Origin of the sequence: Pseudomonas chlororaphis subsp. aurantiaca (assembly GCF_013466605.1) — a bacterium.
GTDB lineage: Bacteria > Pseudomonadota > Gammaproteobacteria > Pseudomonadales > Pseudomonadaceae > Aquipseudomonas > Aquipseudomonas chlororaphis_I.
On the sequence record NZ_CP059162.1, the window covers coordinates 1,455,655 to 1,476,516 of the forward strand.

The 20,862-nt window shown below is 63.6% G+C and carries 19 protein-coding genes; 10 read left to right on the top strand and 9 right to left on the bottom strand.

The genetic code is table 11. From position 1 onward, the window contains the following. Positions 1 to 8: 8 nt before the first annotated feature. The 6 genes from pcaH (at position 9) to pcaC (ending at position 5,336) form a co-directional block, all read left to right on the top strand. Positions 9 to 713, top strand: a complete 705-nt coding sequence (pcaH, locus tag H0I86_RS06580; RefSeq protein WP_180924441.1) for a protocatechuate 3,4-dioxygenase subunit beta — start codon at positions 9 to 11, stop codon at positions 711 to 713. 1 nt (position 714) lies between these two features. Continuing rightward, entirely contained in the window at positions 715 to 1,281 is a 567-nt protein-coding gene (gene pcaG, locus H0I86_RS06585; RefSeq protein ID WP_180924442.1) for a protocatechuate 3,4-dioxygenase subunit alpha, read from the top strand. A 131-nt stretch (positions 1,282 to 1,412) separates the two neighbouring features. Then, positions 1,413 to 2,708, top strand: coding sequence for an MFS family transporter (locus H0I86_RS06590; protein ID WP_180924443.1), 1,296 nt, complete (start codon positions 1,413 to 1,415; stop codon positions 2,706 to 2,708). 47 nt (positions 2,709 to 2,755) lie between these two features. Continuing rightward, complete coding sequence (locus H0I86_RS06595) at positions 2,756 to 4,120, top strand: 3-carboxy-cis,cis-muconate cycloisomerase (protein WP_180924444.1); 1,365 nt, start codon at positions 2,756 to 2,758, stop codon at positions 4,118 to 4,120. Positions 4,121 to 4,131: 11 nt separating this feature from the next. Next, complete coding sequence (pcaD, locus tag H0I86_RS06600) at positions 4,132 to 4,932, top strand: 3-oxoadipate enol-lactonase (RefSeq protein ID WP_180924445.1); 801 nt, start codon at positions 4,132 to 4,134, stop codon at positions 4,930 to 4,932. Between the two features lie 11 nt (positions 4,933 to 4,943). Next, on the top strand, positions 4,944 to 5,336 hold the full coding sequence (gene pcaC, locus H0I86_RS06605) for a 4-carboxymuconolactone decarboxylase (protein WP_007926582.1): 393 nt from the start codon (positions 4,944 to 4,946) through the stop codon (positions 5,334 to 5,336). Positions 5,337 to 5,559: 223 nt separating this feature from the next. Here pcaC and H0I86_RS06610 read toward each other — a convergent pair whose 3' ends face one another. The 4 genes from H0I86_RS06610 to emhA all read right to left on the bottom strand — a co-directional run bounded on the left by H0I86_RS06610 (position 5,560) and on the right by emhA (position 12,889). Then, positions 5,560 to 6,825, bottom strand: a complete 1,266-nt coding sequence (locus tag H0I86_RS06610) for an OprD family porin (protein ID WP_180924446.1) — start codon at positions 6,823 to 6,825, stop codon at positions 5,560 to 5,562. Between the two features lie 299 nt (positions 6,826 to 7,124). Beyond that, positions 7,125 to 8,585, bottom strand: a complete 1,461-nt coding sequence (gene adeC / locus H0I86_RS06615) for an AdeC/AdeK/OprM family multidrug efflux complex outer membrane factor (RefSeq protein ID WP_180924447.1) — start codon at positions 8,583 to 8,585, stop codon at positions 7,125 to 7,127. Continuing rightward, entirely contained in the window at positions 8,582 to 11,728 is a 3,147-nt protein-coding gene (emhB, locus tag H0I86_RS06620) for an efflux RND transporter permease subunit EmhB (RefSeq protein ID WP_180924448.1), read from the bottom strand. Before emhB ends, adeC begins: the two co-directional genes overlap by 4 nt. 3 nt (positions 11,729 to 11,731) lie before the next feature. After that, on the bottom strand, positions 11,732 to 12,889 hold the full coding sequence (gene emhA, locus H0I86_RS06625) for an efflux RND transporter periplasmic adaptor subunit EmhA (RefSeq protein ID WP_180924449.1): 1,158 nt from the start codon (positions 12,887 to 12,889) through the stop codon (positions 11,732 to 11,734). Between the two features lie 263 nt (positions 12,890 to 13,152). Here emhA and emhR point away from each other — a divergent pair, with 263 nt between their 5' ends. Together emhR and H0I86_RS06635 are read left to right on the top strand one after the other, a co-directional pair. Beyond that, on the top strand, positions 13,153 to 13,785 hold the full coding sequence (gene emhR / locus H0I86_RS06630) for an efflux system transcriptional repressor EmhR (RefSeq protein ID WP_009047414.1): 633 nt from the start codon (positions 13,153 to 13,155) through the stop codon (positions 13,783 to 13,785). Positions 13,786 to 13,947: 162 nt separating this feature from the next. Beyond that, positions 13,948 to 14,835, top strand: coding sequence for a DMT family transporter (locus H0I86_RS06635; RefSeq protein ID WP_180924450.1), 888 nt, complete (start codon positions 13,948 to 13,950; stop codon positions 14,833 to 14,835). 77 nt (positions 14,836 to 14,912) lie between these two features. Here the strand turns inward: H0I86_RS06635 and H0I86_RS06640 are convergent, their stop codons facing one another. The 3 genes from H0I86_RS06640 to H0I86_RS06650 are packed head-to-tail and all read right to left on the bottom strand — an operon-like array spanning position 14,913 to position 17,485. After that, on the bottom strand, positions 14,913 to 15,962 hold the full coding sequence (locus H0I86_RS06640; protein ID WP_180924451.1) for an alkene reductase: 1,050 nt from the start codon (positions 15,960 to 15,962) through the stop codon (positions 14,913 to 14,915). A gap of 28 nt (positions 15,963 to 15,990) precedes the next feature. Further along, positions 15,991 to 17,157 carry an MFS transporter gene (locus H0I86_RS06645; RefSeq protein WP_180924452.1) on the bottom strand — a complete coding sequence of 389 codons (1,167 nt, stop codon included), beginning with the start codon at positions 17,155 to 17,157 and terminating at the stop codon, positions 15,991 to 15,993. 13 nt (positions 17,158 to 17,170) lie between these two features. Continuing rightward, complete coding sequence (locus H0I86_RS06650; protein WP_009047418.1) at positions 17,171 to 17,485, bottom strand: ArsR/SmtB family transcription factor; 315 nt, start codon at positions 17,483 to 17,485, stop codon at positions 17,171 to 17,173. 153 nt (positions 17,486 to 17,638) lie between these two features. Between H0I86_RS06650 and H0I86_RS06655 the strand changes: the two genes are divergently transcribed. Beyond that, the gene (locus tag H0I86_RS06655; RefSeq protein WP_081362488.1) at positions 17,639 to 18,220 is read left to right on the top strand and encodes an acyl carrier protein phosphodiesterase; all 582 of its coding nucleotides are present in this window, start codon (positions 17,639 to 17,641) and stop codon (positions 18,218 to 18,220) included. Positions 18,221 to 18,246: 26 nt separating this feature from the next. Here H0I86_RS06655 and H0I86_RS06660 read toward each other — a convergent pair whose 3' ends face one another. Together H0I86_RS06660 and olsB are read right to left on the bottom strand one after the other, a co-directional pair. Further along, a complete protein-coding gene (locus H0I86_RS06660) occupies positions 18,247 to 19,041 on the bottom strand; it encodes a lysophospholipid acyltransferase family protein (protein WP_180924453.1) in 795 nt (264 codons plus the stop codon). Continuing rightward, positions 19,041 to 19,796 carry an L-ornithine N(alpha)-acyltransferase gene (gene olsB / locus H0I86_RS06665; RefSeq protein ID WP_114759865.1) on the bottom strand — a complete coding sequence of 252 codons (756 nt, stop codon included), beginning with the start codon at positions 19,794 to 19,796 and terminating at the stop codon, positions 19,041 to 19,043. The genes H0I86_RS06660 and olsB overlap by 1 nt, the downstream gene beginning before the upstream one ends. Before the next feature lie 140 nt (positions 19,797 to 19,936). On the opposite strand from olsB, the gene H0I86_RS06670 reads away from it, so the two are divergent. Then, a complete protein-coding gene (locus tag H0I86_RS06670) occupies positions 19,937 to 20,812 on the top strand; it encodes an acyl-CoA dehydrogenase family protein (RefSeq protein WP_180924454.1) in 876 nt (291 codons plus the stop codon). The last annotated feature ends 50 nt before the right edge of the window (positions 20,813 to 20,862 follow it).

A 20,862-nucleotide genomic window follows, 5' to 3' on the forward strand; every position in this document is an offset into this window, starting at 1 on the left:
GATCGAGCATGACCGACAAGCCCGGTTACCGGCGCCCGCAACCAGGTACTCAGCCTGATTACCTGCACCCGGCCTACAAATCCACCAACACCCGCTCGCCGTCCAAGCCTCTGGTGTTCCTGCCCCATTCGCTGTCGGAAATCACCGGCCCGACCATCGGCGCTGATTATCTGCAGGACAAGGACAACGACCTGACCGCCCAGCATGCCGGCGAGCCCCAGGGCGAACGCATCATCGTCCACGGCCGGGTGCTGGACGAGAACGGCCTGCCGGTGCCGGGGATCCTGGTGGAGATCTGGCAGGCCAACGCCGCCGGCCGTTACAACCACGAGCGTGACCTGCACGATGCGCCGCTTGACCCGAACTTCACCGGCACCGGGCGCACCGTCACCGATGCCGATGGCTGGTACCAGTTCCAGACCATCAAGCCCGGCGCCTACCCCTGGGGTAACCACCACAACGCCTGGCGTCCGGCGCATATCCACTTCTCGCTGTTCGGGCCGAGCATCCTCACGCGCCTGGTGACCCAGATGTATTTCCCGGGCGACCCGTTGCTGACCTACGACCCGATCTACAACTGCGTGCCGGACACCAGCGCCAAGGAACGCCTGATCGCCAGCTTCGACCTGGAGAAAACCATTCCGTCCTACGCCCTCGGCTACCGTTGGGACATCGTCTTGCGCGGCCGCGATGCCACGCCGATGGAGAAATAAGATGACGCTGACTGCGACTACGTCCCACACCGTCGGCCCGTACTACCACATCGGCCTGACCTGGCTGAACCGCGAAGACCTGACCCAGGCCGAGACCCTCGGCGAGCGGGTGGCGATCAGCGGCCAGGTGGTGGATGGCAACGGCGATTTCGTCAACGACGCCATGCTGGAAATCTGGCAGGCCAACGCGCTCGGCAAGTACGACCACCCGGAAGACGATCAGGACAAGGCCCTGGACCCGAACTTCCAGGGCTTCGGCCGGGTACCGGTGGATGGAGAAGGGCGTTTCCGCTTCACCACCATCAAGCCGGGTACCGTGCCCGGCCTGCAGGGTTCGACCCAGGCGCCGCACCTGGTGGTGTTGGTGTTTGCCCGGGGCCTGGTCAAGCACCTGCTGACCCGTATCTACTTCGACGGCGAGCCGGCCAACGCGGCCGATCCGCTGCTGGCCTGCGTGCCCGAAGAGCGTCGCGCCACCTTGCTGGCCAAGGCGGATGCGCCGGGTCACTACCAGTGGAATGTGATCCTGCAGGGTACCGACGCGGAAACGGTGTTCTTCGATTATTGAGTGTGCCTGGGGGGAGCGCGGGCTGGTTCGCGATAAGGCTGAACCGGTCGCTCCCCCCCAAGGTCGTCTTGCGGAACGGGACTGTTACAAAGTATGTCTAGACTCACCACGTCCCCAAAGAGTGAAAACCCATGACAACGTTAACCAGTCACTACACGACCGAGGAACGCAGCAAGAGGATCTTCGCGATCGTCGGCGCCTCCTCCGGCAACCTGGTCGAATGGTTCGACTTCTACGTCTACGCCTTCTGCGCGATCTATTTCGCCCCGGCGTTTTTCCCCTCCGACGACCCTACCGTGCAACTGCTCAATACCGCCGGCGTGTTCGCCGCCGGGTTCCTGATGCGTCCTATCGGCGGCTGGCTGTTCGGCCGGGTGGCCGACAAGCACGGGCGCAAGAATTCCATGATGATCTCGGTGCTGATGATGTGCGCCGGCTCCTTGGTCATTGCCTTCCTGCCGACCTACGCCAGCATCGGTGCCTGGGCACCGGCGCTGCTGCTGATGGCGCGACTGTTCCAGGGCCTGTCGGTGGGCGGGGAATATGGCACCACCGCGACCTACATGAGCGAAGTCGCACTCAAGGGCCAGCGCGGGTTCTTCGCCTCCTTCCAGTACGTGACCCTGATCGGCGGGCAACTGTTGGCGGTGCTGGTGGTGGTGATCCTGCAACAATTTCTCGACGAGGCGGAGCTCAAGGCCTGGGGCTGGCGGATTCCGTTCGTGATCGGCGCCATCGCGGCCCTGATCTCCCTGCTGCTGCGGCGCTCGCTGAAAGAAACCACCAGCAAGGAAATGCGTGAAGACAAGGACGCCGGCAGCGTTGCCGCGCTGTTCAAGCATCACTCGAAAGCCTTTGTCACCGTGCTCGGCTACACCGCCGGTGGCTCGCTGATTTTCTACACCTTCACCACCTATATGCAGAAGTACCTGGTGAACACCGCCGGCATGCACGCCAAGACCGCCAGCTACATCATGACCGGCGCGCTGTTTCTTTATATGTGCATGCAGCCGCTGTTCGGCATGCTGGCGGACAAGATCGGCCGGCGTAACTCGATGCTCTGGTTCGGCTCGCTGGGCACGCTGTGCACCGTGCCTATCCTGCTGACCCTGAAAACCGTTACCAGCCCGTTCCTGGCCTTCGTGCTGATCACCCTGGCCCTGGCGATCGTCAGTTTCTACACCTCCATCAGCGGCCTGGTAAAAGCCGAGATGTTCCCGCCGCAAGTGCGGGCGCTGGGGGTAGGCCTGGCCTATGCGGTGGCCAACGCGCTGTTCGGCGGTTCGGCGGAATACGTGGCCCTGGGCCTGAAATCCCTGGGCATGGAAAACACCTTCTACTGGTACGTGACGGCGATGATGGCGATTGCCTTCCTGTTCAGCCTGCGTCTGCCTAAACAGGCGGCGTACCTGCACCACGATCTTTGACCTGTCCGCGTGCGTCCGTCGCGGACGCACGCCCCAAAGGATTGTTTATGAGTACACCGGCGAGCAACCAACTGTTCGATGCCTACTTCACCACCCGCGATATGCGCGCGGTGTTCTGCGACCAGGGCCGGGTCCAGGCCATGCTCGACTTCGAGGCCGCGCTGGCCCGGGCCGAGGCCCGGGTCGGAGTGATTCCGGCCGCGGCGGTGGCGCCGATCGAGGCGGCCTGCCGCGCCGGACTCTATGATTTTTCCGACCTGGGCCAGGCTATCGCCACCGCGGGCAACTCGGCGATTCCACTGGTCAAGGCCCTGGGCAAGCAGATCGCCAAGAGCGATGCCAGCGCCGAGCGTCATGTGCACCTGGGCGCCACCAGCCAGGATGTGATGGACAGTGGCCTGGTCCTGCAACTGCGGCAGGCGCTGAGCCTGATCGACAACGATCTGGCGCGCCTCGGCGGCATCCTGGCCGCGCAGGCCCAACGTTATGCCGACACCCCGATGGCCGGCCGCACCTGGCTGCAACATGCCACGCCGGTCACCCTCGGCATGAAGATCGCCGGCTGGCTGGGGGCCGTGACCCGCAGCCGCGAGCGTCTGGCGCAGCTCAAGCCGCGCTTGCTGGTGCTGCAGTTCGGGGGGGCCTCCGGCACCCTCGCGGCCCTGGGCGAGCAAGCCCTGCCCATTGCCCAGGCCCTGGCCGAGGAGTTGCAACTGAGCCTGCCGGAACAGCCCTGGCACACCCAGCGCGACCGGCTGGTGGAGTTCGCCTCGGTGCTCGGCCTGATCGCCGGCAGCCTCGGCAAGTTTGGCCGTGACATCAGCCTGCTGATGCAGACTGAGGCGGCGGAAGTCTTCGAGCCGTCGGCGCCGGGCAAGGGCGGTTCCTCGACCATGCCGCACAAGCGCAACCCGGTGGGCGCGGCGGTGTTGATCGGCGCGGCGACCCGGGTTCCCGGGCTGCTGGCGACTATGTTCAGCGCCATGCCCCAGGAGCACGAACGCAGCCTGGGCCTGTGGCACGCCGAATGGGAAACCCTGCCGGAGATCTGCTGCCTGGTGTCCGGTGCCTTGCAACAGGCGCTGCTGGTGGCCGACGGGCTGGAAGTCGACGCTGCGCGCATGGCCAGGAATCTCGACCTGACCCAGGGGCTGGTGCTGGCGGAAGCCGTGAGCATCGCCCTGGCCCAGCGCCTGGGTCGCGAGACCGCACACCATCTGCTGGAGCAGTGCTGCAAGCGCGCGGTGGCCGAACAGCGGCATCTGCGCGCGGTGTTGGGGGACGAGCCGCAAGTGACCGACGAACTGTCGGCGGAAGAACTGGACTGCCTGCTGGACCCGGCGCATTACCTCGGCCTGGCGCAAGCCTGGGTCGAGCGCGCCGTGGCCGAACATTTAGCCTTGAACGCCTGAAGGAGACTGCCGTGGCATTCGTACAACTCGCCGAGGGCGAACTGCATTACCAACTCGACGGCCCGGCCGATGCGCCGGTGCTGGTCCTGTCCAACTCCCTGGGTACCGACCTGCACATGTGGGACATCCAGATTCCGGCCTTTACCAAGCACTTCCGGGTGCTGCGTTTCGACACCCGTGGCCACGGCAAATCCCTGGTCACCGAAGGCCCCTACAGCATTGAGCAGTTGGGCCGTGACGTGCTGGCACTGCTGGATGCGCTGCATATCCAGCGCGTGCATTTCTGCGGCCTGTCCATGGGCGGGTTGATCGGCCAGTGGCTGGGCATCAATGCCGGCGAGCGCTTGAACAAGCTGGTGGTGTGCAACACCGCGGCGAAGATCGGCGACCCGTCGGTATGGAACCCACGCATCGAAACCGTGCTGCGCGACGGCCAGGCGGCCATGGTCGCATTGCGCGATGCCTCGATCGCCCGCTGGTTCACCCCGGGCTTCGCTGCGGCGCACCCGGACCAGGCCAAGCTGATCACCGACATGCTGGCGGCCACCTCGCCCCAGGGTTATGCCGCCAACTGCGCGGCGGTGCGCGATGCGGATTTCCGCGATCAACTGTCGGCGATCGAGGCGCCGACCCTGGTGGTGTCCGGTACCGAAGATGCGGTCACACCGCCCTCGGGCGGGCATTTCATTCAGGAGCGCGTGCGCGGCGCCGAATACGCCGAGTTCCATGCGGCGCACCTGTCCAACGTCCAGGCCGGCGCGGCGTTCAGCGAGCGGGTCGTGGCATTTCTGCTGGCTGACCAGATCATTTGAGGATGCCCCCGATGGACGAGAAACAACGTTACGCCGAAGGCATGCAAGTGCGTCGCGCGGTACTGGGCGATGCCCATGTCGATCGCAGCCTGAGCACCCTGACCGAGTTCAACTCGGAGTTCCAGGAAATGATTACCCGGCACGCCTGGGGCGATATCTGGACGCGTCCGGGCCTGCCACGCCACACCCGCAGCCTGATCACCATCGCCATGCTGATCGGCATGAACCGCAACGAAGAGCTCAAGTTGCACCTGCGTGCCGCCGCCAACAACGGCGTGAGCCGCGCCGAGATCAAGGAAGTGATCATGCAGAGCGCAATCTACTGCGGCATTCCGGCGGCCAACGCGACCTTCCACCTGGCCGAGTCGGTGTGGGACGAGCTGGGCGTCGAATCCCGCGGCTGATAACCCACGACTTATAAAGAAACGCGGCGCCGGGCAACTCGGCGCCGCTGCGTTTTCCCTGCGGGAGCGAGCTTGCTCGCGATGAACCTGAGGGTGCCGCGTTTAGCCAGTCGGTACGCGCCATCGTTGGCGATCATCGCGAGCAAGCTTCGCTGCTACAAAAACAAGGCCAGCCCTGGGGAATGGGGCTGGCCTTGTTTTTGGTGTGGGCGAGCGAATGGGCTTACAGCAGGCTGATCGGGTAGCTGATGATCAGGCGGTTCTCGTCGAACTCGTTGGTGCTGAAGTCGCGGCGTATGGTGGAGTTGCGCCATTTGACGTTGAGGTTCTTGAGCGTGCCGCTTTGCACGGTGTAGGCCAGCTCGCTCTCGCGTCCCCATTCCTTGCCGTCGGTGATGGTGCCGGTGTGCACGTTGTCGCCCTTGATGTAGCGGTTCATCAGGGTCAGGCCGGGTATGCCGACCGCGACGAAGTTGTAGTCATGGCGCAGCTGCCAGGATCTTTCCTGGGCGTTGTCGTAGCTGGCGTTGTAGCTGTCGTTGGCCAGGGTGCCGCCGCTGGTGCCGTTGACGCGCATCCAGGCGTTGTCGCCGGTGAGTTTCTGCAGGCCGACATAGAAGGTGTGGCCGCCGTACTTGGCCGAGAACAGGCCCGACCAGGTCTTGTTGTCCAGGTCGCCGGCGCGGGCGCTGCCATCCTCCTTGCCGTAGAAGAAGCCGATGTTGGCGCCCAGGGTCCAGTCGCCCAGTGGCTGGCTGTGGATCAGGTTGAGGTATTGCTGGCTGTAGATGTCCTTGAGCTGGGCGTTCCACACGCCGACCTGGGTGCGCTTGTCGTTGAAGCTGTATTCGCCGCCCTGGAAGTTGAAGCGGTCGGAGGTGAAGGCCGCTTTGCCGGTCATCGACATGTCGCTCATGCTGCTGTCGTCACGCGGGCTGTTGGCGCGGAACTGGCCGCCGTAGAGGGTCAGGCCGTCAATTTCCTTCGAGGTGATCTGGCCGCCGCGGAAGGTCTGGGGCAGGGAGCGGCCGTCGTCCGAGCGCAGGATCGGCAGCACCGGCATCCATTCGCCGACCTTGACTTCGGTCTGCGACAGGCGCGCCTTGAGCGCCACACCCGTGCGGCCGAAGTGATCGGCCGGGCGCCCGTCGTGATCCAGGGGCAGCAGCTGGGTGCCGCCGGTGCCCTTGCCGCCATCGAGCTTCACCGAATACAGCCCCAGCACGTCCATGCCGAAGCCGACGGTGCCCTGGGTGAAGCCGGACTTGGCGTCGAGGATGAAGCTCTGGGTCCACTCTTCAGCCTTGCCCTGGCTCTTGCCCGGGTTGGTGAAGTTGCGGTTGATGTAGAAGTTGCGCAGGTTCAGGTTGACCTTGGCGTCTTCGAGAAATCCGGACTCCGCGGCCATGACCGGCAGGGCCGTGCCGGCGATGCTGGCGGCCAGCAGGCTGGGCAGCAGGGAATAGGGCGTACGAGTGGATGGTTTCATGGATCGGGCTCTCTAATTGTTAGGGGTGAGGCAGGGCGCTGCCGCAATGTCAGGTTGCAGACAAGGTTGAAACCGGGAGAGTGGATGGAGCGGAATCAGCCGGAGCGGGCAGGGCGCGGGGTCATGATGACGAACCTGTTGTTATTGGTTTTTGTAGGTGCGGGGAATGGTGCGTTGGATCAACGGGCCTGTTCAATTGGCCTTGGCGGGTTTTGGGCGATTAACGAACACAAGTGACGGCCGTCTTCGACCCATTAAAAAGCCCACCGGGAGGTGGGCTTTTTTCAAGCGTCATGCACTCAGAACAGCTTCAGTGGCGGTGCCTCTTTGCTCACTTCCACTTTCTGCGAACCTTGCTCGTTCCAACCGCCACCCAGGGCCTTGTACAGGTTGACCTCGCTGGTCAACTGCGCAAGCCGGTCGGTGATCAACGCTTGCTGCGCGCTGAACAGCGAGCGCTGGGCGTCGAGGAAGGTCAGGTTGCTGTCGACACCGATGCGGTAGCGACGCTCGGCCAGGCGGTAGTAGTCCTGGTTGGCGTTGACGAAGTCACGCTGGGCCTGCAACTGCTGGTTGTAGGTCTGACGTGCGGCCAGGCCATCGGAGACTTCCTGGAAGGCGGTCTGGATGGACTTCTCGTACTGCGCCACATTGATGTCTTTCTGGATCTTCGAGTAATCCAGGCTGGCGCGCAGGCTGCCGGCGTTGAAGATCGGGATATTGATCTGCGGCGCGAACGACCAGGTGCCCGAGCCACCCTTGAACAGGCCGCCCATGTCCGGGCTCAAGGTCCCGGCATTGGCGGTCAGGCTGATGCTCGGGAAGAACGCCGCGCGTGCCGCGCCAATACTGGCGTTGGCGGCTTTCAGGTTGTGCTCGGCGGCGAGAATGTCCGGACGGCGTTGCAGCAGTTCCGACGGCAGGCCGGCCGGCAACTCGCTGAGCAGGTCGGCCGACAACAGTTGCGGGCTCGGCAGGTTGGCCGGGATCGCGGTACCCAGCAGCAGGGTCAGGCTGTTTTCGTCCTGGGCCACCTGGCGGGTATAACGCGCCAATTGCACCCGGGCGTTCTCCACCGAGGTCCGCGACTGGCTCAGGTCCAGGGCCGAGGCCACGCCGACTTCGTTGCTGCGCGAGGTGAGGCGGTAGCTCTCCTCGTAGGCCGCCAGGGTGTCCTGGGTCAGCTTGAGCAGTTCCTTGTCGGCCTGCCAGGTCAGGTAGGCGTTGGCCACGCTGGCCACCAGGCTGATCTGCGTGCTGCGCCGGGCTTCTTCGCTGGAGAAGTAGGTCTGCAAGGCCTGCTCGCTCAAGCTGCGAACGCGACCGAACAGGTCCAGCTCATAGGCGCTGATACCCAGGGTTGCCGAGTACTGGCTGGAGATGGCCGCTTCACCGGTCTGCGACATCCGCGCCGGGGTGCGTTGACGGCTGCCGCTGCCGTTGGCCGAAATCGCCGGGAACAGGTCCGCGCGCTGGATCTGGTACTGCGCGGCATAGGCGTCGATATTCAGCGCCGCGACCCGCAGGTCGCGGTTGTTCACCAGAGCGGTCTGGATCAGCTGCTGCAGGGCAGGGTCATGGAAGAACTGCCGCCAGCCCTGTTCGGCGGCTGCCTGGTTGGCAGCCTCCGCAGGCGAATAGGCCGGCCCTTGCGGGTATTGCGCCGCGACCGGCGCTTGCGGCTGCTGATAATCCGGTATCAGCGAGCAACCACTCAGCACGGCGGCGGTGATTGCGAGGGAGAGTAGCGACTTGCTCATTGGCCAGCCTCTTCAGGAGTTTCGGTAGTTTGCGCTTCGATTGCCTTGCGGCGGCTCATCGAGGACACGGTGACGAAGAACAAAGGTACCCAGAATATCGCCAGGACAGTCGCGGTGAGCATACCGCCAATTACCCCGGTACCGATCGCATGCTGGCTACCCGAGCCTGCGCCGGTGGAGATGGCCAGCGGTACCACACCGAGCACGAAGGCCAGGGAGGTCATGATGATCGGACGCAGACGCATGCGGCAGGCTTCGATCGCTGCATCCACCAGGCTGCGGCCCTGTTCGTGCAGTTCCTTGGCGAACTCGACGATCAGAATGGCGTTTTTCGCCGCCAGACCGATGGTCACCAACAGCCCCACCTGGAAGTACACGTCGTTGGACAGGCCGCGCAGGCTGGTCGCCATCAGCGCACCGATGATTCCCAGCGGCACCACCAGCATGACCGCGATCGGAATCGACCAGCTTTCATACAGCGCCGCCAGACACAGGAACACCATCAGCAGCGACAAGGCGTACAGCGCAGGCGCTTGCGAGCCCGACAGGCGTTCCTCGTAGGACAGGCCGGTCCAGGAGATACCGACACCGGCCGGCAGCTTCTTGGCGATGGCTTCGACTTCGGCCATGGCTTCACCGGTACTGTAGCCCGGTGCCGGGGCACCCAGGACTTCCACCGCTTCCACGCCGTTGTAACGGGCCAGTTTCGGCGAACCGTAGATCCACGTGCCCTTGGCGAAGGAGGCGAACGGCACCATGGTCCCGGCGCTGTTGCGCACGTACCACTTCTTCAGGTCCTCGGGGCTCATGCGAGCGTTAGGCTGACCCTGGATGTACACCTTCTTCACCCGACCGCGGTCGATGAAGTCGTTGACGTAGCTACTGCCAAGGGCAATCGACAAGGTGTTGTTGATGTCGGAGATGGTCACGCCCAGGGCGCTGGCCTTCTCGTCATCGATTTCCAGCTGGTACTGCGGTTCGTCGTTCAGCCCGTTCGGACGCACCTGGGACAGGATCTTGCTCTGTGCCGCCATGCCGAGGAACTGGTTGCGCGCTTCCATCAGTTTCTCGTGGCCGATACCGGCGCGGTCCTGCAGGAACACGTCGAAACCGGTGGCGTTACCCAGCTCCAGTACCGCCGGCGGAGCGAAGGCGAACACCATCGCATCGCGGAAGCTGAAGAAGTGTTGCTGGGCCCGGGCGGCCAGGTTGAACACGCTGTTTTCCACGGAGCGTTCGTCCCACGGCTTGAGCATGATGAACGCCATGCCCGAGCTCTGGCCACGACCGGCGAAGTTGAAGCCGTTCACGGTGAAGACCGAGGCCACGGTGTCCTTTTCCTTGTCCAGTAGGTAGGCGCGCATTTCATCGACTACCACCTGGGTCCGCTCCGAACTGGAACCGGCCGGGGTCTGTACCTGGGCGAACAGTACGCCCTGGTCTTCTTCCGGAAGGAACGCAGTCGGGATACGGGCGAACAGCCAGATCATGCCGACCACGATCAGCACGTAGGCCAGCAGGTAAGGCGCCTTGTGCCGCAGGATGTTGCCCACGCCACGCTCGTAGCTTTTGACGCTGCGGTCGAAGGTACGGTTGAACCAGCCGAAGAAGCCGCGTTTCGGCGCAGCGTGTTCGCCGTGGGGAATGGCCTTGAGCATGGTGGCGCACAGGGCCGGGGTGAAAATCAGGGCAACCAGGACCGACAGGGCCATGGCCGAGACCACGGTGATCGAGAACTGCTTGTAGATCACACCGGTGGAACCGCTGAAGAACGCCATTGGCAGCAGTACCGCCGACAGCACCAGGGCAATACCGACCAGGGCGCCCTGGATCTGGCCCATGGATTTCTTGGTCGCTTCCTTGGGTGACAGGCCTTCCTCGGCCATTACCCGCTCGACGTTTTCCACCACGACGATGGCGTCGTCCACCAGCAAGCCGATGGCCAGCACCATGCCGAACATGGTCAGGGTGTTGATGCTGAACCCGGCGGCCGCGAGAATGCCGAAGGTACCCAGCAACACCACCGGAACGGTCATGGTGGTGATGACGGTGGCGCGGAAGTTCTGCAGGAACAGGAACATCACCAGGAACACCAGCACGATCGCTTCGACCAGGGTTTCAACCACACCCTTGATCGACTCGGTCACCACCGGGGTGGTGTCGTACGGGAATACCACTTTCATCCCTTCCGGGAAGAACGGTTCCAGGTCGCTGATGGTCTTGCGCAGGGCCTTGGCGGTGTCCAGGGCGTTGGCGCCGTTGGCCAGTTTCACTGCCAGGCCGGAAGCCGGGGCACCGTTGAACTGGGCACTGACGGAGTAGTTTTCACCCCCCAGGCCGACATCGGCGACGTCGCCCAGACGCACTTGCGAGCCGTCCGCGTTGACCTTCAGCAGGATCGCCTTGAACTGCTCGGCAGTCTGCAGGCGGGTCTTGCCGATGATGGTGGCGTTCAGTTGCTGGCCTGGCAGGGCCGGCAAACCACCGATCTGGCCGGACGACACCTGGACGTTCTGCGCCGCCACGGCGTTCTTCACGTCGACCGGAGTCAGGTTGAAGTTGTTCAGCTTGGCCGGGTCGAGCCAGATACGCATGGCGTACTGGGCACCGAACACCTGGAAGTCACCCACGCCCGCGGTCCGCGAGATCGGGTCCTGCATGTTGGAGACGATGTAGTTCGAGAGGTCGTCCTTGGACATGCTGCCGTCCTCGGAAACCACACCGATCACCAACAGGAAGTTCTTCACCGCCTTGGTCACGCGGATACCCTGTTGCTGTACTTCTTGCGGCAGCAGCGGGGTGGCCAGGTTCAGCTTGTTCTGCACCTGAACCTGCGCGGTGTCCGAGTTGGTGCCCTGCTCGAAGGTCGCGGTAATGGTCATGCTGCCGTCGGAGTTACTTTCCGAGGACACATAACGCAGGTTGTCGATACCGTTGAGCTGCTGCTCGATGACCTGGACCACGGTGTCCTGCACGGTCTGTGCGGAAGCGCCTGGGTAGGTCACGGAGATGGCGATCGCTGGAGGCGCGATGCTCGGGTATTGGTTGATCGGCAATTTGAGGATCGATAGAGCCCCGACCAGCATGATCACCAGGGCGATTACCCAGGCGAAAATCGGACGGTCGATAAAAAATTTCGACATGGTTTACTCCCCTTTGCCGCCTGCAGCTTTGTTAGTTGCCTGTGCAGTGGCCGGGTTTTTTGCTGGAACGTTGGTCGCTTCGCTGGCTTTGACTTCGACGCCAGGTCGGACGAATTGCAGCCCTTCGGTGATCAGGCGATCACCGGCCTTCAGGCCGTCTTCGATCAGCCACTGGTTGCCAACGGTGCGGCTGGCCTTGAGCTGACGCAGTTCAACCTTGTTGTCCGGGCCAACCACCAGGGCGGTCGGTGTGCCCTTGAGGTCGCGGGTCACGCCTTGTTGCGGGGCGAGGATCGCCGCGGCATTCACGCCGGCCTGCAGTTGCGCGTGCACGAACATGCCTGGCAGCAGGGTGTGTTCCGGGTTCGGGAACACCGCGCGCAGGGTCACGGAACCGGTGGTTTCGTCGACCGACACTTCGGAGAACTCCAGCTTGCCGTCGAGCTTGTACTGGCTGCCGTCTTCCAGGGTCAGCTTGACCTTGGCGGCGTTGTCGCCGGCCTTCTGCAGGCGACCGCTTTCCAGCTCGCGGCGCAGCTCGAGCAGTTCCACCGACGACTGGGTGACGTCGACGTAGATCGGGTCGAGTTGCTGGATGGTTGCCATGGCGGTGGACTGACCGTTGCTGACCAATGCGCCTTCGGTGACCGAAGAACGGCCGATACGCCCGGAGATCGGCGCCAGCACCTTGGTGTAGCGCAGGTCGATCTGGGCGCTCTGCAGCGCGGCTTCCGATTGCAGGCGGTTGGCGACGGCGGTGTCGTATTCCTGGCGGCTTACGGCCTGTTCGTCGACCAGTTGCTTGTAGCGATCGGAGATCGACTTGGTCGATTGCAGATTGGCCTGGGCGCTCTTGAGGGTCGACTCATAGACCGACGGGTCGATCTGGTAGAGCTGCTGACCTTCCTTGACGTCGCCGCCTTCCTTGAACAGGCGCTTGAGAATGATGCCGTTGACCTGAGGACGGACCTCGGCGATCCGGAACGCGGTGGTGCGCCCTGGAAGCTCGGACGTCAGGGTAAAGGCTTGAGGTTGCAGGGTGACTACGCCGACCTGAGGGGCTTGTGGGGCGGGAGCCGCCTCTTCCTTTTTACATCCGCTGAGCAGCGATGCCAGGGCGACGGCAGTGACCAGAGCGGTAACAGCTGGCTTGAGTTGCATGAAGATCCTCGGTCAGGCGCGCAAAATGCGCACTCGAAAAGTGGAAGGGTAAAAAACGAGTGCTGAGTGGATAAGTAGCTTGCTAAGGAATATACTTACGTTCATGGTTGTTTGTAAATACCTTGGCGGCGTACCCATTCGGTTACAAAAGCCGTTGCAAACGTTGAATTGTAGGCTGAGTAAACGGCACTCGAGATGCCGTTCCATATTTATTCAGATGAGCTTCATGCATCGCTGAAACATCCTGATCGAGGTTTACTGCCATGGTCCGTCGTACCAAAGAGGAAGCTCAAGAAACCCGCAAACAGATACTCGAGGCGGCCGAAAAAGCTTTCTACGAGCGCGGTGTGGCGCGTACCACCCTGGCCGATATCGCGGCGTTGGCCGGTGTCACGCGTGGAGCCATTTACTGGCATTTCAGCAACAAGGCGGATCTGGTGCAGGCCATGCTCGATACCTTGCGCGAGCCGCTGAATGAAATGGCCAGGGCCAGTGAAGACGAAGAGGAAGTCGATCCGCTGGGGTGCATGCGCAAGCTGTTGATTCATTTGTTTCATCAAATTGCCCTGGACCCGAAAACCCGACGCATTAATGAGATTTTGTTTCACAAGTGCGAAATCACCGATGAAATGTGCGACATGCGGCGCCAGCGTCGCGCGGCCAGCCTGGATTGCAACGTGCATATCGAGCTGGGGTTGCGCAATGCCGTGAAGCGGGGACAACTGCCCGAGAACCTCGATACTGCCCGGGCGGCCATCAGCATCCATGCCTATATTGATGGCATTCTTTATCAGTGGCTGTTGGCGCCGGACAGTTTCGAACTCCATAAGGAAGCGGAGCGCTGGATCGATACCGGATTGGACATGCTGCGCCTGAGTCCCAGCCTGCGTAATTGAGACAAAATGCGGAATTACGTCGGCAGATGTCAACGTTTGCGCGTTATAAAACGCGATGTTTCATTCGTCACGGCTCACCGGGATGCCTTTATATACGTGGCGACTTTATCTTGATAGATAGCGAGCTACGTATTTTGTAGGGAAATTGTTGCGGGTGTGTGAATGAGTGTAAGTACCGCGGCTTACAAGGGCGCCGAGCAACCGGTAAAAGGTATCGCACTGATTTGCCTGGCGGTTTTGCTGTTCGCCAGTCATGACACCCTGTCCAAATACCTGTCCGGGTTCTACCCCATCGTCATGGTGGTCTGGGCCCGGTATGTGGTGCACACGCTGTTGATGCTGGTGGTGTTCGTGCCGCGTAGCGGTTTTTCCGCGGTGGTGCGTACCAAGCGGCCAGGCCTGCAACTGTTGCGCGCCTTGTGCCTGATCGGCACCAGCCTGTTTTTCACCACCGGCCTGCGTTATATCCCCCTGGCCGAGGCCACCGCGGTCAACTTCCTCGCGCCTTTGCTGGTCACCGCCTTGTCCGTGCCGCTGCTGGGCGAGCGGGTGACCCGCGGCCAATGGCTGGCGGTGCTGGCCGGTTTCGTCGGGGTCTTGATCGTGATTCGTCCGGGCGGCGCCTTGTTCAGCCCGGCGATCCTGTTGCCGCTGTGCTCGGCCTTGTGTTTCGGCTTCTATCAGTTGCTCACCCGCAAGCTCAGCGGGGTCGACAGCCCTACCACCAGCAACTTCCTCACCGGAATTCTCAACAGCCTGATCATGAGCGCGGCGCTGCCGTTCTTCTGGAGTACGCCGACCCTGTGGCACGCCTTGTTCATGATCGGCCTCGGCACCTGCGGCATGCTCGGCCACCTGTTGCTGACCCAGGCCTTCCGCCATGCCGCGCCGGTGATGCTGGCGCCATTCAGCTACGGGCAGATACTGTTCGCCGGCATGTACGGCTACCTGATTTTCGATCACACCCCGGACAGCTTCGCCATAGTCGGGATCGCGGTGATCTGCCTCAGCGGCCTGGCCGTGGCCTGGGGCCAGCGCCAACGCAACTGATCGAGGCCCACCTACAGGTGAACGCGCATTAAAAAGCCCCGGCTCTCGCGAGTCCGGGGCTTTTTAATTGAAGCGCCTTACAGCGTTGGGTAGTCGATATAGCCGACCGGACCCTTGCCATAGAACAGTTCAGGACGCGCGTCGTTCAGCGGCGCATCGGCCTTCAGGCGGGCCGGCAGGTCCGGGTTGGCGATGAAGGGCACACCGAAGGCCACGGCATCGGCCTTGCCGCTGGTCAGCCAGGCGTTGGCGCTGTCCTTGGTGAAACGTTCGTTGGCGATATACGGGCCGCCGAAGGCTTCTTTCAGTTGCGGGCCGAGGCTGTCGGTGCCTTCTTTCTCGCGGGAGCAGATAAAGGCGATACCGCGTTTGCCCAGCTCGCGAGCGACATAGGTGAAAGTTTCGGCCAGGTTGTCGTCGCCCATGTCATGGGCGTCGGCCCGTGGCGCCAGGTGTACGCCGACACGGCCGGCGCCCCAGACTTCGATGGCGGCGTCGGTCACTTCCAGCAGGAGGCGGGCACGGTTTTCCAGGGAGCCGCCGTACTGGTCGGTGCGCTGGTTGGTGGAGCTTTGCAGGAACTGGTCGAGCAGGTAGCCGTTGGCGCCGTGGATTTCCACACCGTCGAAACCAGCGGCCTTGGCATTCTCGGCGCCGACCCGGTAGGCGTCGACGATATCGGCGATTTCAGCGGTTTCCAGGGCGCGCGGGGTCGGGTAGTCGGCCAGCGGGCGCACCAGGCTGACGTGGCCCTTGGGCTGGATGGCGCTTGGGGCGACCGGCGCTTCGCCGTTCAGGTAGCTCGGGTGGGAAACCCGGCCCACGTGCCACAGTTGCAGGAAGATCTTGCCGCCCGCGCCGTGAACGGCCTTGGTCACGTTGCTCCAGCCGCGCACCTGGTCGTTGGACCAGATGCCCGGGGTGTCCGGGTAGCCGACGCCCATCGGGGTCACAGAAGTGGCCTCACTGAGGATCAGGCCGGCGGAGGCGCGTTGTACGTAGTACTCGGCCATCAGCGCGTTCGGTACGCGGCCTTCGTCGGCGCGGCAGCGGGTCAGCGGCGCCATGATGATGCGGTTGGCCAGCTCGAGGTCGCCGAGTTTGATCGGATCGAAAATAGTCGTCATGGAATACACCCTTCTTTAGATGAACGTATCAGTTGGTCGCAGGAGCCAGATCGGCGTTGCCGTCCTGGCGAAAGGTAATCAGCGTCACCAGCAGGGCCAGGATCGCCAGCGCGGCGGCCGCCAGCGGCACGTTGACCAGGCCGTAGCCGTGGGCGATGACGCTGCCGCCGACCCAGGCGCCCAGGGCGTTGCCGATGTTGAAGGCGCCGATGTTCAGCGTGGACACCAGGTTCGGCGCGGCCTTGCCGAAGGTCACCACATTGACCTGCAAGGCTGGCACCGCGGCGAAGCAGGCGGTGGCCCAGAGGAACAGGGTGATTTCGGTGGGGATCAGCGCGACGCTGGTCCAGGTCAGCACGGAGCTGGTCACGGCCATGACGATCAGCACGCCGACCAGGGTTCCCGACAGGCTTTTGTCGGCCATCTTGCCGCCGATGATGTTGCCCAGGGTCAGGCCCAGGCCGATCAGCACCAGGGTCCAGGTCACGCCCTGGGGCGAGACGCCGGTCACCTCGCCCAGCAGCGGGGCGACATAAGTGAACAGGGTGAACACCGAGGCGGAGAACAGCGCGGTCATGCTCAGCGACAGCCAGATCCCGGCGCCCTTGAGGGCGACCAGTTCCGAGCGCATGTCGAGCTTCTCCTCGTCGCGCTTGGCCGGCAGGAAGCGGATCAGGCCGATCAGGGCAATCACGCCGATCACGGTCACCGCCCAGAAGGTCGAGCGCCAGCCGGCCTGCTGGCCCAGGGCGGTGCCCAGCGGTACGCCGAGCACGTTGGCCAGGGTCAGGCCGGTGAACATCAGGGCCACGGCGGAGGCACGCTTGTTGGCGGGCACCAGGCCTGCCGCGACCACCGAACCGATACCAAAGAAGGCGCCATGGCACAGGGCGGTGACCACACGGGCGAACATCAGCACGTTGTAGTCACTGGCCAGCGCACACAGCAGGTTGCCGACGATGAAAATCCCCATCAACGCTACCAGGGCGGCCTTGCGCGGCAGCCTGGCGGTGGCCAGGGCCATGAAGGGCGCGCCGATGGCCACGCCCAGGGCGTAGCCGGTCACCAGCCAGCCGGCGCCGGGGATCGACACACCCAGGTCGTTCGCCACATCGGGCAGCAGGCCCATGATGACGAACTCGGTGGTGCCGATGGCGAAGGCGCTCAAGGCCAGGATGAGGAGCGAGAGGGGCATTGTCGGGTCCTTGTCAGCGTCTGCTGCTGAGTTCTTGGGTGAGCGCTTCGAGGAAGGCTTGGATCACATCCTCGTTGCGTTTGAAAAAGTGCCATTGGCCGGCTTTCTGGCTGCTGATCAGGCCCGCCCGCTGCAAGGTCGCCAGGTGCGCGGAGACGGTCGACTGCGACAGGCCGCAGCGTTGGTCGATCTGTCCGGCGCAGATGCCGTACTCGTGGTTGTGGGTCTGATCGGGGAACTGGACCTTCGGGTCCTTGAGCCAGATAAGGATGTCTCGTCGTACTGGGTGCGCCAGGGCTTTTATTATTTCGTCGAGGTCGATGGACATGGCGGTGCTCGTTTTCCGTAAAACGTTATATCGCGATGAGGCGAACTTTAAATCGCTATTTCGCGATATACCAATATGATTTTGATCTGAGATCAGCGTTAATCGGTATATCGGGTTATAACGATATGTGAGGCGCGGTGCTAAGCTGCGCGAATGAATTATCTCGCACATCTGCATCTCGGCGGCCAGCGCCCCGGTCAATTACTCGGCAGTCTGTACGGCGACTTCGTCAAAGGGCGCCTGCAGGGCCAGTTCGACCCGGAGATCGAGGCGGCTATCCAGCTGCACCGCAGCATCGATATCTTTACCGACCGCCATCCGCTGGTGGGCGAATCGCTGTCGCGTTTTTCCCTGACCCGCCGACGTTACGCCGGCATCGTGCTGGACGTGTTTTTCGACCACTGCCTGGCCCGGGACTGGGCGTTCTATGCCGACCGGCCGTTGGAATTGTTTACTTCGGACGTGTACCGGGTGCTGGCGGCCGAACCCCGGTTACCCGGGCGCCTGGCGCAGATCGCGCCGCATATGGCCGCCCATGACTGGCTGGGTTCCTACCGCGAGTTCGAGGTGCTGGAGCAGGTATTGCGGGGGATTGCCCGGCGCCTGTCCCGCCCGGAAGAACTGGCGGCGGCTATGGGCGAGCTGGAGCGGCTGTATCAGCCGTTGAGCGAGGACTTCCGGGTGTTCTACCCGCAGTTGCAGGCGTTTGCCGCGCAACATATGCAGCCGCGGTAGGAGCCGGCAGGCCGGCTCCTCCAGGCTCAGGCAGCGATCAGGTCGCCGGCACGCCGTGGTTCGGCTGGCTGGGCGATATTGCCAAACAGGACCTTCTGCACTGCCTGTTGCGCCTGGAACGCCAACGCGGCGCGCTCCTGGCCCTGGCAGGCAATCGGCTTGAGCAGATGGATCTCCACCCGGCCCTGGTCGTTGGCGAACAGGCGCATCAGGTGCGACAGCAAATCATCGTCGCCGATGAACGGCGCCAGCGGATCGATATCGCCATCGCGCAGGTAACGAATGGCCACCGGTTGCAACGCCACGCCGGCCTCGATGGCGCTGGCCAGCAGGCGCCCGTGGAAGGTGCGCAGGCTGCGACCGTCGGTGGTGGTGCCTTCGGGGAACATCAGCAGCGGGTGGGTCTGCTGCAGATGGCGGGTCATCTGCTTGCGGATCAACTGGCTGTCGCCCGAACCACGGCGGATAAACAGGCTGCCAGCCTTGGCGGCCAGCCAGCCGGCGACCGGCCAGGTGCGCACTTCGGCCTTGGACAGGAACGACAGCGGCGTCAGCGCGCCGAGCAACGGGATATCGGTCCAGGACACGTGATTGCTGACCCAGAGCATCGGCTGCTTGGGCAACTCGCCGTGCACCGTCACACCGAAGGGCAGGGCATTGCTCAGGCGCGCCATGAAAAAGCGCGACCAGCGCTGGCGCCGGACCATGGAATTGGCGATGCCCAGGCGCTCGAACACGCCGAACACGCAGGCCATGCTCAGGCCCAGCGCCACCACCAGCAGCACGCGGGCGATGCGCCCGTAGACCCGTAGCCGGCGCATCACACAGCCGCCTTGAAGTGACGGGCGTAGCGCGGGCACAGCTCGTCGCGCTTGAGCAGGATGAACACGTCGGCCACCTGGAAGTCCTGGTCCCAGCACGGCTCGCCGCAGATCTTTGCGCCCAGGCGCATATAGGCCTTGAGCAGCGGCGGCATCTCGGCGATGACGTTGGACGGGAGGTCGAGGTTCGGCAGTGGGTTCTTCGGTTCGGCGCGCAGGTGTTCGGTGCACAGGTAGCGTTCGCGCAGGCGCTGCATGATCGCGTGGGCCTGCACGCCGCCGTCCTGCATCGGGATGCTGGCGCAACCCATCAGGTAGCTGTAGCCGCCCTGGTTGAGCACTTCGGCCAGCTCGCCCCAGAGCACGGCGATGGTGCCGCCGTTGCGGTAGGCCGGGTCGACGCAGGTGCGGCCGATTTCCAGGATCGGGCCCTTGAGTTGGACTAGGCCGTGCAGGCTGAATTCTTCTTCGCTGTAGAAACGTCCCAGGCTGCTGGCGGCCTGGTGGTCGAGCAGGCGGGTGGTGGCGACCAGGCGGCCGCTGTTCAAGTCACGCACGCCGATGTGGCTGCAGTGGACATCATAGTCATCCATGTCCAGACCCAGCTCAGCGCCTTTCAGTTTGGCGTTGAACTCGCCGCTGAAGACGTTGAAGCGCAGGGCCTGGGCTTCTTGCAGGGCCGCGGCGCCAACCAGGCGCTCGGCTTGCAGGCGGCGTTCATTGCCGGTGTCGCTGATGCGGGCGATCTGAGTCATTGTGAATCTCCGTGCGGGCCACTGACCCGCCTTGGGTTGCAGCCGATCGACTTTGTTGTGCAAAGTCAGGCTATGTAGCCCCGGTGTCATCGCCATGAAGCTTTGGTGATGCTTATATGACAGCCCCTGAGGACCCGCTTATGCCCTGGCAAGCCCTGCTGCACAGCCGTCGCCGACTGCCCGCCCATCCGGACCTGGCCGAGGGTTATGCCGTGTTGTTACAGGAGCTGGGGCCGGTGACGCCCTTCGAGCTGGCGGTGCGCGGCGGGCGGTTGATGGCCACCCCGGGGCTGGCCTTCCTGGTGGGCTACCAGGCGGCCTTGCGCATGCTCTGGCCCAGCGCGCCGCTGAGCCTGGGCGCGCTGTGCGCCACCGAGCAGCGCAGCCTGCGCCCGGCTGACATGCAGACTCGGCTGCGGGACCTGCACCTGAGCGGGTGCAAGGACTTCGTCACCGCGGGCGATGCTGCCGACTGGCTGCTGATCGCCGCCCGCTGCGAGGCCCAAGGCGAATCGCCGCGCCTGAGCCTGGCGGTGGTCTACGCCGGCGAGCCCGGGGTCAAGGTCGACAAGCTGCCGGCGATCCCGTTGATGCCGGACATCAGCCACGGCCGCCTGCAACTGGATAACGCCCTGTGCGAACTGCTGGCGGGCGACGGTTGGGATGCCTACGTCAAACCCTTCCGCACCCTGGAAGACATCTATGTACTCAGCGCCATGACGGCCTGGCTGTATGGCGTCGGCCAGGACAACGACTGGCCGCAGACCCTGCTCCTGCAATTGCTGGCCTTGCTCGCCGGTTGCGCGGAAGTCAGCCGGCAGAATCCGTCGCTGGGCAGTGGGCATGTGTTGCTGGGTGGCCTGTTCGCCCAGTTCGACGGGCTCAAGCCGGCCCTTGAGCAAGCCTTTGCCGATGGCCCGCCGGAGTGGGCCGAATTGTGGAAGCGCGATCGGGCGGTGCTGGACCTGGCGGCGGGGGCGCGGAGCAAACGCCTGGCCAAGGCGCTGGCCATATAAATAGAAGGGAGTCGCGGGAGCGCCGGCCGGACAAAAACTGTCATCTCCCT

What these genes read in the sequence shown, in the direction of transcription:
- adeC (WP_180924447.1), bottom strand. Translation starts at nt 8,585, where the DNA reads ATGAGCAAGTCGCTACTCTCCCTCGCAATCACCGCCGCCGTGCTGAGT.
- pcaC (WP_007926582.1), top strand. Translation starts at nt 4,944, where the DNA reads ATGGACGAGAAACAACGTTACGCCGAAGGCATGCAAGTGCGTCGCGCG.
- H0I86_RS06650 (WP_009047418.1), bottom strand. Translation starts at nt 17,485, where the DNA reads ATGTCCATCGACCTCGACGAAATAATAAAAGCCCTGGCGCACCCAGTA.
- H0I86_RS06640 (WP_180924451.1), bottom strand. Translation starts at nt 15,962, where the DNA reads ATGACGACTATTTTCGATCCGATCAAACTCGGCGACCTCGAGCTGGCC.
- emhR (WP_009047414.1), top strand. Translation starts at nt 13,153, where the DNA reads ATGGTCCGTCGTACCAAAGAGGAAGCTCAAGAAACCCGCAAACAGATA.
- H0I86_RS06635 (WP_180924450.1), top strand. Translation starts at nt 13,948, where the DNA reads ATGAGTGTAAGTACCGCGGCTTACAAGGGCGCCGAGCAACCGGTAAAA.
- H0I86_RS06595 (WP_180924444.1), top strand. Translation starts at nt 2,756, where the DNA reads ATGAGTACACCGGCGAGCAACCAACTGTTCGATGCCTACTTCACCACC.
- H0I86_RS06655 (WP_081362488.1), top strand. Translation starts at nt 17,639, where the DNA reads ATGAATTATCTCGCACATCTGCATCTCGGCGGCCAGCGCCCCGGTCAA.
- pcaG (WP_180924442.1), top strand. Translation starts at nt 715, where the DNA reads ATGACGCTGACTGCGACTACGTCCCACACCGTCGGCCCGTACTACCAC.
- H0I86_RS06610 (WP_180924446.1), bottom strand. Translation starts at nt 6,825, where the DNA reads ATGAAACCATCCACTCGTACGCCCTATTCCCTGCTGCCCAGCCTGCTG.
- H0I86_RS06645 (WP_180924452.1), bottom strand. Translation starts at nt 17,157, where the DNA reads ATGCCCCTCTCGCTCCTCATCCTGGCCTTGAGCGCCTTCGCCATCGGC.
- H0I86_RS06660 (WP_180924453.1), bottom strand. Translation starts at nt 19,041, where the DNA reads ATGCGCCGGCTACGGGTCTACGGGCGCATCGCCCGCGTGCTGCTGGTG.
- H0I86_RS06590 (WP_180924443.1), top strand. Translation starts at nt 1,413, where the DNA reads ATGACAACGTTAACCAGTCACTACACGACCGAGGAACGCAGCAAGAGG.
- olsB (WP_114759865.1), bottom strand. Translation starts at nt 19,796, where the DNA reads ATGACTCAGATCGCCCGCATCAGCGACACCGGCAATGAACGCCGCCTG.
- emhB (WP_180924448.1), bottom strand. Translation starts at nt 11,728, where the DNA reads ATGTCGAAATTTTTTATCGACCGTCCGATTTTCGCCTGGGTAATCGCC.
- pcaH (WP_180924441.1), top strand. Translation starts at nt 9, where the DNA reads ATGACCGACAAGCCCGGTTACCGGCGCCCGCAACCAGGTACTCAGCCT.
- H0I86_RS06670 (WP_180924454.1), top strand. Translation starts at nt 19,937, where the DNA reads ATGCCCTGGCAAGCCCTGCTGCACAGCCGTCGCCGACTGCCCGCCCAT.
- emhA (WP_180924449.1), bottom strand. Translation starts at nt 12,889, where the DNA reads ATGCAACTCAAGCCAGCTGTTACCGCTCTGGTCACTGCCGTCGCCCTG.